6 protein-coding genes and 1 pseudogene are annotated in these 11,318 nt (G+C 70.2%); 4 read left to right on the top strand and 3 right to left on the bottom strand.

The genetic code is table 11. The features are described from left to right. Nucleotides 1-323: 323 nt before the first annotated feature. Nucleotides 324-2,711 (bottom strand): SulP family inorganic anion transporter, encoded by a 2,388-nt coding sequence (locus OG780_RS19815; RefSeq protein WP_328450022.1) that lies wholly within the window; start codon nt 2,709-2,711, stop codon nt 324-326. 328 nt (nt 2,712-3,039) lie between these two features. On the opposite strand from OG780_RS19815, the gene OG780_RS19810 reads away from it, so the two are divergent. Beyond that, complete coding sequence (locus OG780_RS19810) at nt 3,040-4,332, top strand: hypothetical protein (protein WP_328450020.1); 1,293 nt, start codon at nt 3,040-3,042, stop codon at nt 4,330-4,332. Nucleotides 4,333-4,425: 93 nt separating this feature from the next. On the opposite strand, the gene OG780_RS19805 is transcribed toward OG780_RS19810, so the two are convergent. Beyond that, nucleotides 4,426-5,406 (bottom strand): ATP-binding protein, encoded by a 981-nt coding sequence (locus OG780_RS19805; protein ID WP_328450018.1) that lies wholly within the window; start codon nt 5,404-5,406, stop codon nt 4,426-4,428. A gap of 101 nt (nt 5,407-5,507) precedes the next feature. Between OG780_RS19805 and OG780_RS19800 the strand changes: the two genes are divergently transcribed. Beyond that, entirely contained in the window at nt 5,508-6,332 is an 825-nt protein-coding gene (locus OG780_RS19800) for an oxidoreductase (RefSeq protein ID WP_328450016.1), read from the top strand. 366 nt (nt 6,333-6,698) lie between these two features. Here the strand turns inward: OG780_RS19800 and OG780_RS19795 are convergent, their stop codons facing one another. Beyond that, complete coding sequence (locus tag OG780_RS19795; RefSeq protein ID WP_328450014.1) at nt 6,699-7,532, bottom strand: HAD family hydrolase; 834 nt, start codon at nt 7,530-7,532, stop codon at nt 6,699-6,701. 572 nt (nt 7,533-8,104) lie between these two features. On the opposite strand from OG780_RS19795, the gene ssd reads away from it, so the two are divergent. Both ssd and OG780_RS19785 read left to right on the top strand, forming a co-directional pair. Then, a complete protein-coding gene (ssd, locus tag OG780_RS19790) occupies nt 8,105-9,199 on the top strand; it encodes a septum site-determining protein Ssd (RefSeq protein ID WP_328450012.1) in 1,095 nt (364 codons plus the stop codon). A 92-nt stretch (nt 9,200-9,291) separates the two neighbouring features. After that, nucleotides 9,292-10,353, top strand: a pseudogene (locus OG780_RS19785) (TadA family conjugal transfer-associated ATPase); the annotation flags it as partial. Nucleotides 10,354-11,318: the final 965 nt, after the last annotated feature.

Below are 11,318 nucleotides of genomic sequence, written 5' to 3'. Positions count from 1 at the left end.
TGGTCACCGACCCGGGCTCTCGCTCCACACGGCACACCCGCGCCCCGAGGTACGGCCCGTCGGCCTTCAGGCGACCACCCGGGTCCGCACGAGTCTGCCCCCTTGTGACACGCACGTACCGGCCACCGGGTTCATTCGGGGGTATCCGGCCCACCTGGCGCCCCGGTCACCTCCACGCCCGTTCGTCGGCCGGGGGGTGTCGACTTCCTTGGCCAGGCGTGTCGGAGCCCCGCCCCGCGACCGCGAGCGGGGCCGGAGCTCGGGCAGCGGACGCTGCGCGTGGTGCGCGGCCCCGCCGACCGGGACCGCGCACCACCGTGCGATCACGCCGGATGCCGCAGCTCCTCCGCCGCGCCCGCAGGATCGAACGCGCCTACGTGATCGAACAGTTCGTCGCCATCGGCCTCGGCCAGCAGATAAGCCTGGGCCTCCCCGACGTGGAAGTACATCCCCTGCAGTTCGAGCACGCCCTCCCGGAGGGCGCGTGCCACGGACTCATGTGCCCGCAGGTGCTCCAGCTGCTGCACCACGTTGGTCAGGCAGAGCTGCTCCACCGAGTCGGCGGGTGCCCGTCCGGCGATCCGCGCCCACGGTCTGCCGTCGGCGGCCATCCGGTCCAGGCTCGGCCGCCCGTGCCGCAGCCACCGCTTGAGCGGCGTGAGCGTCCCACCCGGCTCCGACGCCAGCAAGGCCTGCATGGCGCCGCACCCGGAGTGCCCGCACACCGTGATGGACCGCACCTTCAGCACGTCCACCGCGTACTCGATGGCCGCGGCCACCGAGTCGTCCCCGCTCTCCTTTCCCGGCAACGGCACGAGGTTGCCGACGTTGCGTACGACGAAGAGGTCTCCCGGACCACTGGACGTGATCATCGAGGTGACAAGCCGGGAGTCGGCACAGGTCAGGAACAGCTGGGACGGCTGTTGCCCTTCCCTGGCCAGGCGGGCCAGCTCATCGCGCACCAGGGGTGCGGTGTTGCGCTGGAACGCGCTGATTCCGCGCGCCAGTTGATGTCCGCTCGGTCTGGCCTCGCCCGGCTCCTCCTCCTGTCCGTCCGAAAGCGCCTCCGAGGGCAGGGGCCCCGGCTCGGCGGCGGCATGGCACTGGTGGTTCCGCCAGGGTGTCCAGGGCCGGCAGCGGCAGTGTCCGGAGTTCGCGGGTTCGGCGATCCGCGTTCCGGTCCGCCCGCCGAGATCGACGGTGCCGCCCTGGGCGACGTGGGTGCTCTGCCAGTCCTGCAGTGACTCGTATGCCGCGTGGTCCATGAACGAGCCGTCCAACCGCACGACGGCGTCCGCCCCTTGGGGCACGAGGTGCAGGGTGCGGCTGAGCCGGGGCACCGCCAGGAACGTCAACTGGCCTCGTACGTGTACGTGATGGACTCCTTCCCTCTCTTCGTGTGTGATGCGGGTGCGGCCGAGACGCTGCAGGGCGACACCGACGGCGACGGAGATCCCCAGCGCCACGCCCTCGAGAACGCCGAGGAACACGACGCCGAGCGTGGTGACGGCGTAGACCAGCACTTCGCGGTGACGGGTGACCGTGCGGATGTGGTGCAAGGACACCATCTGGATGCCGACGGCCATCACCAGGGCGGCGAGCGACGCGAGGGGGATCAGCTCGAGGATCGGGACCATCAGCAGCGCGGCAATCACTACGAAAACGCCGTGCAGGATCGTGGAGTTCCGGCTGACGGCGCCCGCTTGCACATTCGCGGAACTTCGCACCGCGACCCCGGCGACGGGCAGTCCGCCGAGCGCGCCGGAGACGACATTGGCAGCGCCCTGCCCGAGCAGCTCCCGGTCGAGGCGGGAACGCCCCACACGACCCTGGAGTTCCGGGCGGCCGCCCACCAGCTTGTCGACGGCGACGGCCCCGAGCAGCGACTGCACGCTGCACACCAGCGTCACGGTGAGGACGGCGGCGACGACGCCGAGCACCGGGCCCTCGGGCAGCCCGGCCAGCGCGTGGCTGCTCCAGGACGGCAGTTCGACCCTCGGCAGCGTCAGTCCCGCGAGGGAGGCGGTCAGGGTGGCTCCGGAGACGGCGACCAGCGCGGCGGGGACCTTGCGCAGCACCCGCCCGGTCCGTCCGGGAAGGCGCGGCCAGGCGAACAGCAGCACCAGCGTCAGCACGCTCATCGACACCGCCGCGGAGTGCAGGCGGGCCACCTGGTCCGGCAGTCCGACGAGGTTGTCGAGGACGGAGCTCTGCGGGATGCCTCCCAGCACGATGTGGAGCTGGGCCACGGCGATGGTCACCCCGATGCCGGCGAGCATGCCGTGCACGATGGCGGGGCTGACGGCCAGGGCCGTACGGGCCACGCGCAGGCAGCCGAGACCCAGCTGGGTGATTCCCGCCAGCACGGTGATGGCGCAGGTCGTGCGCCAGCCGTAGCGCTGGATGAGCTCGGCCGTGACGAGGGTGAGCCCGGCGGCGGGCCCGCTCACCTGGAGCGGTGAGCCGCCGAGCCGTCCCGCGACAAGTCCGCCGGCGGCGGCGGCGACAAGGCCGGCCTGGAGCGGCGCGCCGGTGGCGAGGGCGATGCCGAGGGACAGGGGAAGGGCGATCAGGAAGACCGCGATCGAGGCGGACAGATCGGCGCCCGCGACACGGAAGCGTCGGGGCGGGGTCGGCGGGGGGCTGTGGGACTGGTGAACCTGCGCGGGCCGAGTCGGGTCGGCGGCGCGGGTGGGGACGCAGGCAGACATGGTTCCCGTCTCCTCCGGGGCAGCGCGGTCGCGGAACAGGTGATCCCCCGTCCTGAGGCGGCGGGGGGCGGGTCGCGGCCGTGGGTCACGGCGTGCAGCGGCGGGATTCTTCAACGCTCGGTAAACGGATCGTAATGCAGAGTAAAGGGTCGATGCTGAAAATGGGGGCAAATGGGGTATTAATTCACCCTCTGGAGTGAAGTGAGCTTTTGATCGGCTTGTCGTACTTATTTCTTTTCGGTCCCGTGAAACCTTGGCGGCGCTGCCGGTGCACAGCCGAGCCGGCGCCCCGACCGGCGCCGCCCGACCGAGGAGAAGAGGGCGGGACATGGCCGTCACCCAGAGGATCGCCGCGGGTGTGGCAGTCGCCGCGGCCTGCGCCACGGCGCTCGCCGGTTGCGCGGGCGCCGGCACGCCTTCCCGCGAACGCGCGCACGGCGCGAAGAGGACGGCGGGGGCCCCGGCGCCCAAGGCGGCGGTCCGCCTGATCGGCGACGGTTCCACCTCGTACACCGGGGCGCAGCCGCATCTGCCGCGGCCCGAGCGGCTGAAGCCGGGCCACGAGCCACCGCAGTTCGTCGTCTTCTCCTGGGACGGTGCCGGCGAGGACAGCCAGAAGCTCTTCTCCCACTTCCGGAAGCTCTCCAAGGCCAACCGGGCGACGATGACGTACTTCCTGAGCGGCGTGTACCTGCTGCCGGAGGACAAGCGCGACCTGTACCGGCCGCCACAGCACTCGCCCGGCAGCTCGGAGATCGGCTTCAACGACCTGCAGGGCATCTCGGACACCGTGAAGCAGCTGCGCGGCGCGTGGCTGGAGGGCAACGAGATCGGCACGCACTTCAACGGCCACTTCTGCGGCACGGAGGCCGGGGTCGGCCAGTGGTCGGTCGCGGACTGGAAGAGCGAGATCGCCCAGGCGAAGTCGTTCGTGAAGTCCTGGAGGACCAACGCGGGCCTGAAGGGCGCGGCTTCGCTGCCCTTCGACTACGACAAGGAACTCGTCGGCGCCCGTACCCCCTGCCTGGAGGGCCGGGAGAACTTCATGAAGGCGGCCCGCGAGCTGGGCTTCCGCTACGACACCAGCGGCGTCGGCGACCAGGTCTGGCCGAGGAGGAAGGAAGGGCTGTGGGACCTGTCGATGCAGCTCGTGCCCTTCCCCGGGCACTCCTACGAGCAGCTCACCATGGACTACAACTTCATGGTCAACCAGTCGGGCACGCAGACTCAGGGCGACCCGGGCAAGCAGGAGCTCTGGGGCCGTCAGATGCGTGACGGGCTGCTGAAGGGCTTCGACCGAGCCTACGACGGCAACCGCGCGCCACTGATCATCGGCAACCACTTCGAGTCCTGGAACGGCGGCACCTACATGCGTGCCGTCGACGAGGTCGTCGAGCGGGTCTGCACCAGGGCCGAGGTGCGCTGTGTCTCCTTCCGTCAGTTGGCCGACTGGCTCGACGCCCAGGACCCGGCCACCCTGGCCAAGCTCCGCGGCCTCCAGGTCGGAGAGGCCCCGAAGCAGGGCTGGGCGTCGTTCCTCTCCGGACGCCCGGCCCCGGCCCCGAAGGGTGTCCCCGGGGCGCCCGCGCTCAGGCCCGGGATGCCCGCGCCCAAGCTTTAGCGGTGCCCCGGGCCGGCCCGTCGCCGAGGCCGAAGCGGCACTTCGGGCGGTCTGTCCCTCAGCCCGAAGCGGCGCTGTCGGCCGACCGGCCGCTCACGCGGTGGCCATGGGGCTCTCGCCGAGCACGAAACCGGGGTCGACCTGTCCGGTGAGGTCCGCCCCGGTCTTGGCGTTGCCCCAGCCGGCGGCGTTCTTCAGGTGGAACTGCACCATTTGGCGCGTGTACCGCTCCCAGTCGCGCAGCTCGTACGTGGCGTCGGCGGCGGTCCGCAAGGCGTGCAGCGAGCGCCGGTTGTTCTCTTCCAGAGCCTCGAACCGGGGCGGGCGGCCCTTCTCCATGGCGCGCACCCAGTCCGAGTGCCCGACCGTGACCAGGAGGTCGTCACCGACCTCCGCCCGCAGGAAGTCGATGTCGTCCTGGTTCTGCACCTTGTTGCCGACGACTCTCAGGGCGATGCCGAAGTCGCGGGCGTACTCCTTGTACTGGCGGTAGACGGAGACTCCCTTCCGGGTCGGCTCGGCGACGAGAAACGTGATGTCGAAGCGGGTGAACAAGCCGGACGCGAAGGAATCGGAGCCCGCCGTCATGTCGACGACGACGTACTCGCTCCGGCCGTCGACGAGATGGTTCAGGCAGAGCTCCACGGCACCGGTCTTGGAGTGGTAGCAAGCCACCCCCACATCGGCCTCGGTGAACGGGCCGGTGACCATCAAACGGATGACGCCACCGTCGAGTTCCACCGGCCGGGCGCAGGCGTCGTACACCGGATTGGTCTCACCGACCCGCAGCAGCCGGGAGCCTTCCCCGGGTGGGGTCGTCTTGATCATCGTCTCGGCGGACGCGATACGCGGGTTGGAGCCGCGCAGGTAGTCCTTGATGAGCGGAAGACGCTCACCCATGGCGGGGAGCGCCGCGGCCTCCGTCTCTTCGAGCCCGAGCGCGGCCCCCAGATGCTGGTTGATGTCGGCGTCCACGGCGACGACAGGTGCCCCCGAGGCGGCGAGGTGGCGGATGAAGAGCGACGACAGGGTGGTCTTGCCGCTGCCGCCCTTCCCGACGAAAGCAATTTTCATGTTCACCAAGAGTAGTGCGATCGTCGCTACAGGTGCTCGCGCCGCGTGAAGAAGACCACTCCTTCGTGGGGCGCGGGCCCGGGGTGCGTAATGTCGTACTCATGAGTACGACAGGTGCGGCCGCCGATCCGCTCGCGGCCCTCGGTTCACTTCCCGGGGTGGCCGATTCCGTGGAGTCCGTGCGCAAGGCTGTGGACCGGGTCTACGGACACCGGATCATGCGGCGCCGCGGCAACGAGATCACGTCCGAGGCGGCGTTGCGCGGGGCCCGTGGTTCCGCGGCGCTGTCCGGTGCCGACTGGGCCCTCGAAGAGGTGCGCCGGCGTACCGACTTCAGTGCGGGGGAGGGGGACCGTACGGTCGGAGCCGCCCTGCGGCTGACCGCCGAGGCGGGCCAGCTCCTGTCCATCTGGCGGCAGTCGCCCCTGCGCGTGCTGGCCCGGCTCCACCTGGTGGCGGCGGCCGACCGGGGCGACGCGGTGGGCCGGCCGAGGCGGAGCGGGGAGAAGGCCGATGAGCCCCTGGTGGAGCTGCCGCTGCCGGACGCGGACGAGGTCGCGGGCCGTCTCGAAGGGCTGTCCCAGCTGATCATCGCCGGCGGTTCCGCCCCGGCCCTGGTCACGGCGGCCGTCGTTCACGGCGAACTGATCGCCCTGCGCCCCTTCGGCTCCCACAACGGACTGGTCGCGCGCGCTGCCGAGCGCATCGTCCTGATCGGCAGCGGTCTCGACCCGAAGTCCATCTGCCCGGCGGAGGTCGGTCACGCGGAACTCGGCCGGGCGGCCTATCTCGCGGCCCTGGACGGTTACGTCTCCGGCACTCCGGACGGCATGGCCGCCTGGATCGCGCACTGCGGCCGGGCCGTCGAGCTGGGCGCCAGGGAGTCCGCCGCGGTCTGCGAGGCGTTGCAGCGCGGCGCCGCGTAGCGGGGTCCGATCGCCTGGAAAAGGGTTGCGGCGGTACGAGTTCTCGTACCGCCGCTGGCATGTTCACCGGGTTACCAAGCGTCCTCGAGATATTGCCCATCAGGTCGGGAACTTTGCCCGTCACCTGGTGCGGCTGGCCCGTAATCGACGGGTCGACGTCGCGTGGGTGCTCGATGTTCATGCTCGGTCCGTGGGGCCTGGTTGCGTTTGAAGGTGATCCTCGCGGATGTCCTTGGTCTCGCGGGCCGTTAAACCCTTTGTACTCCAGGTCCGGAGGAAGCGGAACCCCTGACCACACTTCTTTACTTTTAGGTTCAAAAGGGTGAGAAATGGACTTCAATGGAATCGTCGCGCGCGCGTGACGATTCACACCGCCGTCGCGCGGCGCCGGCTGGCGTACCAGACGAGCCCCGCGGTGGCCGCCGCGGCTCCTATGGCGGCCGCTGCCACGAGAGCGGGGCGAGGAGGTACGGACAGGGCGGGCAGTCGTTGCTTCAGTCGGACCGGGCGGTGGAAATCCAGAATCGGCCATGAGCGGGCAAGCGCCTCGCGGCGCAGTGCGCGGTCCGGATTCACCGCGTGCGGGTGTCCGACGGACTCCAGCATCGGCAGATCGGTCGCCGAGTCGCTGTAGGCGTAACAGCGAGGCAGGTCGTACCCCTCGGAGGCGGCCAGCTCCTTGATCGCCTCGGCTTTGGTCGGCCCGTAGGCGTAGTACTCCACCTCGCCGGTGAAGCAGCCGTCCTCTCCGACGACCATGCGGGTCGCCACGACCCGGTCGGCACCGAGCAGTTCACCGATCGGCTCCACGACCTCGGCGCCGGACGTGGACACGATCACGACGTCGCGACCGGCCTTGTGGTGCTGCTCGATGAGTGACGCGGCCTCGTCGTAGATGATCGGGTCGATGAGGTCGTGCAGGGTCTCGGCGACGATTTCCTTGACCTGCTGGACGTTCCAGCCGCGGCACATCGAGGACAGGTACCTGCGCATCCGCTCCATCTGGTCGTGGTCGGCGCCGCCCGCCAAGAACACGAACTGGATGTATGCGGTGCGCAAGGCCGCCCTGCGGTTGATCAGTCCGCCTTGGTAGAACGACTTGCTGAAGGTGAGCGTGCTCGACTTCGCAATGACCGTCTTGTCCAGGTCGAAGAAGGCCGCTGTGCGAGGCAAGGAGTGGTTTTCCACGAGGTTGAGCATAGGGCCCACCATTCGGCGTAAGGTGAGGCGCGTGGGTTTGCCTGAGAAGGCTCTCGGGTACACCATGGAAGTCACGGATCGTTCGCGACCGTGCTAACCCGGTCCGACTCCTCCCCCCCCGAGTCGGCCGTGGGGACGACCCCCGCTCTCCCCCCCGGCGGGGGTCGTCGCATGTCCGGATGGGTTTTCTCCTCTTCTGCGCGGCCCCGGAGCCTTCTCGGCGCCCTCGGTTCCGCGCTCTTCGCATGCCCACGATCCGTCACTGTGTGTAGTTGTCAGGATGCTCTGCGGAAGTCGTTGAGCGTTCACCGGTAGGCGTGAAGGCGATATTCACAGCCGCTGAGTTGTCCACAGTTTTCGACCAAGATCCACATGATTTCCGGGATCGCTGCACCGTGATTCTCACGCGCTCCGTTCGCGGCCGGTTCATGGCCGGGTTCCGTTTGTCGGACGCGTTCGGCCGGTTCGTATCGGCCGTGCATATGGAGGCCGCTTGCCGGCTCTTCACACGAGCGGGATTCACGGGGTCCTGGAGGGCCCCGCGCAAGAAGCAGCGAAGGGGGCTGGAGATCGTGGCAGGAGCCATCATCCATGACCGGCCGCCCACCGCCGAAGGGCGGCAGGGCGGACCATTGATCGTCACCGAGGATGTCGACCTCCTCGACGACCTGTTGCGCCTGTGCGCCGCCGCGGGCGCGCGGCCCGAGGTCCATCACGGGATTCCGGAACGCAGGGGCAGCTGGGAGGCGGCACCTCTCGTCCTGGTCGGCGACGACGCGGCACCGCGCGTGCGGGGCGCCGCGCGGAGAAGGGGAGTCGTCCTGGTCGGCCGGGACCAGGACGACTCCGGAGTCTGGCGGCGGGCCGTCGAGATCGGCGCCGATCACGTCCTGGTGCTGCCGGACGGCGAGCAATGGCTCGTCGACCGCATCGCGGATGTGGCCGAAGGAGTCGGCCGGCCCGCTCTCACCGTCGGCGTGCTCGGCGGCCGCGGCGGGGCCGGTGCCTCCACGCTGGCCTGCGCGCTCGCCGTCACCTCGGCGCGTGAGGGGAAGCGCACCCTGCTCGTGGACGCGGACCCTCTCGGAGGCGGACTCGACGTACTCCTCGGCGGAGAGACGGCCGAGGGGCTGCGCTGGCCGGCCTTCGCGGCCTCCCGCGGCAGGGTCGGCGGAGGCGCCCTGGAGGAGTCCCTGCCCCGACTGCACGCCCTGCGGGTTCTGAGCTGGGACCGGAGCGACGCGGTCACCGTTCCCCCGCAGGCGGTCCGCGCGGTGCTGGCCGCCGCCAGGCGGCGCGGTGGTGCGGTGGTCGTCGACCTGCCCCGCCGCATCGACGAAGGGGTCGCCGAGATCCTCGCCCAGCTCGACATGGGGCTGCTGGTCGTCCCCGCCGACCTGCGCTCCATCGCGGCGGCCGGGCGGGTGGCGTCCGCGGTCGGCATGGTTCTGCGCGATCTGAGGATCGTGGTCCGCGGACCCTGCGCGCCGGGCCTCGACGACCGCGAGGTCGCCCGTCTGCTCGACCTGCCGCTGGTGGGTGAACTGCCGGCGGAGTCCTTCCCGATGGACGGCGGGCCGCCACCGGGGAGCGCGGCGAAGGGTCCTCTGGCCCGGTTCTGCACGGCCTTCTGGGAGCGGGTTCCGGTCGAAGGAGGGGACGTATGAACTGGGACGCGACCCGAGTCACGAACCACGGTGCGGGAACCGACAGCCGACCGGGAGCCCGGCCTCAGGGCGCATACGCGGGCCACGCGCCCGTGCGGACGGACACATGGGAGGGACATGCGGCTTCTCCGGCCGGCCCGACGGACACGCGGGACGGGCCCGGGCCGCATCCGCCCGGACGAGCCGACGCGCGGGACGGACCCCGGCCCTATCTCTCGCGGCGGAAGGAAACGCGAGGCGGCCCCGCAGGCTTCGTGCCCGCAGGAACGGAGACGTGGGACGGGCCCGGGGCCGGCCCGGACGGAGGCGCGGGACTGCTGGACGGCGTGCGCCAATGGCTGGCCGAGAACGGATCCGAACCCACCCCCGCGCGCGTGGCACAGGCGCTGCGCGAGCAGGGGCGGGTGCTCGGGGACGCCGAAGTCCTGGGCGCGGCCGAGCGGTTGCGCTCCGAGCTGGTCGGCAGCGGTCCGCTGGAACCGCTGCTCGCCGATCCGTCGGTGACCGACGTGCTCGTGTCGGCGCCCGACCGGGTCTGGGTGGACCGCGGCGGCGGCCTGGAGCTGACCCCCGTGTCCTTTCCGGACACGGCAGCCGTACGACGTCTCGCGCAGCGCCTCGCGGCGGTGGCCGGCCGACGGCTCGACGACGCCCGCCCCTGGGTGGACGCCAGGCTGCCGGACGGAACCCGTCTGCACGCGGTGCTGCCACCGGTCGCGGTCGGCTCCACCTGCCTCTCCCTGCGTGTCGTACGGCCACGCGCCTTCACCCTCGACGAACTGGTGGCGGCGGGAACGGTGCCGCCCGGCGGGGACCGGGTGCTCAGAGCGCTGCTGGACGCCCGGCTGTCCTTCCTCATCAGCGGAGGCACGGGCTCGGGCAAGACGACCTTGCTGAGTGCGCTGCTGGGACTCGTGGGTCCAGGAGAGCGGATCGTGCTCGCCGAGGACTCGGCCGAGCTGCGGCCCGACCATCCGCATGTGGTGCGCCTGGAAGGGCGGCCCGCGAACCAGGAGGGCGTCGGCCTCGTCTCGCTCCAGGATCTCGTCCGGCAGGCCCTGCGGATGAGACCGGACCGACTGGTGGTCGGCGAGGTGCGCGGTCCCGAGGTCGTCTCGCTGCTGGCCGCGCTGAACACAGGACATGAGGGCGGTGTTGAACGGCGCTGAATAGTTCAGTCGCGCGCGAAAGAGTTCAGTGAGTCGTTCAGTAGCGCATTGAACTGTTCAGTGCCGCGGCGTACATGCGGGGAAGCCCCGAGGGGACCTGTAGGGAGCGTCGACCCGCGTCGGTTGGACCGTCGGCCCTGGGTCGAAATGAACAACCCGCTCACGGTGGAGGTCCGAGCCGATCTCGCGGTAGCCATCGCCGGACGTGAAGGCCGCCATGGGGCGTCGTGGTCGTTGTGCCGCAAGCATGATTCGGGTTCAGGGGTTCGATGCCCACATGGATCACGTTCTGGCAGGTCTGTCTGGGGTAAATCCCGGTGCCGCAACGAAGTTCCAGAACCCATTCAGCAACGTCAGGGGGGGCAGCGGCACGCAACTCGGCTCCACTCCGGTTCAGTTCGCTTCGACCCACTCCCCAGGTTCACTGGGATGTTCCGCCAAGAGCATGTCCATCGAAACCGGCTGACTTGGCGACGTGGTCCTGGGTGCAATGGGCTCCGGGACGGTAGCTGCATGAGGGATGGCTGTGGCGCAGCCACCGCAGGTATCGGCAAGATGCCAAGTCCGTCCACGGTCCGCGCGGATGAGCAGGAGTCGCAGCGGTCCGGAACAGGGCCCCACGCGTCGGTGCCACGCACAGAGCCCCTCGCGGCATTGGCAGGTACGCAAGTGTGGAGGCAGTTGAGCCTGCAGCAAATGGCGCGCAAGGTGCCGACGAATCGCCTGGAGGCCGACACCCTCCGCGGCTGAGGCCCTGAGTGAGCAGGCGCTGCATGTAAGCACTGGCCGCCCGGCTGGACTGCTGATTGTCAAAGTCCAGGCACGCGAAGGCGGGGCGGTGTTCATCGGTCCTCCAAGCCGTATTCGATGAAGCCGAGTCCCCCGTCGACGGCGGCTCGGAGCGCGGACACCGTAGTGCAGACCTGTGCCCTGGCGAGGATGCCTCCGTA

Origin of the sequence: Streptomyces sp. NBC_00386, assembly GCF_036063235.1 — a bacterium.
Lineage (GTDB): Bacteria > Actinomycetota > Actinomycetes > Streptomycetales > Streptomycetaceae > Streptomyces.
This window is presented reverse-complemented; position numbering and strand designations above follow the sequence as displayed.

Coding starts and splice junctions, on each gene's coding strand:
- OG780_RS19815 (WP_328450022.1), bottom strand. CDS start 2,711: ATGTCTGCCTGCGTCCCCACCCGCGCCGCCGACCCGACTCGGCCCGCG.
- OG780_RS19810 (WP_328450020.1), top strand. CDS start 3,040: ATGGCCGTCACCCAGAGGATCGCCGCGGGTGTGGCAGTCGCCGCGGCC.
- OG780_RS19805 (WP_328450018.1), bottom strand. CDS start 5,406: ATGAAAATTGCTTTCGTCGGGAAGGGCGGCAGCGGCAAGACCACCCTG.
- OG780_RS19800 (WP_328450016.1), top strand. CDS start 5,508: ATGAGTACGACAGGTGCGGCCGCCGATCCGCTCGCGGCCCTCGGTTCA.
- OG780_RS19795 (WP_328450014.1), bottom strand. CDS start 7,532: ATGCTCAACCTCGTGGAAAACCACTCCTTGCCTCGCACAGCGGCCTTC.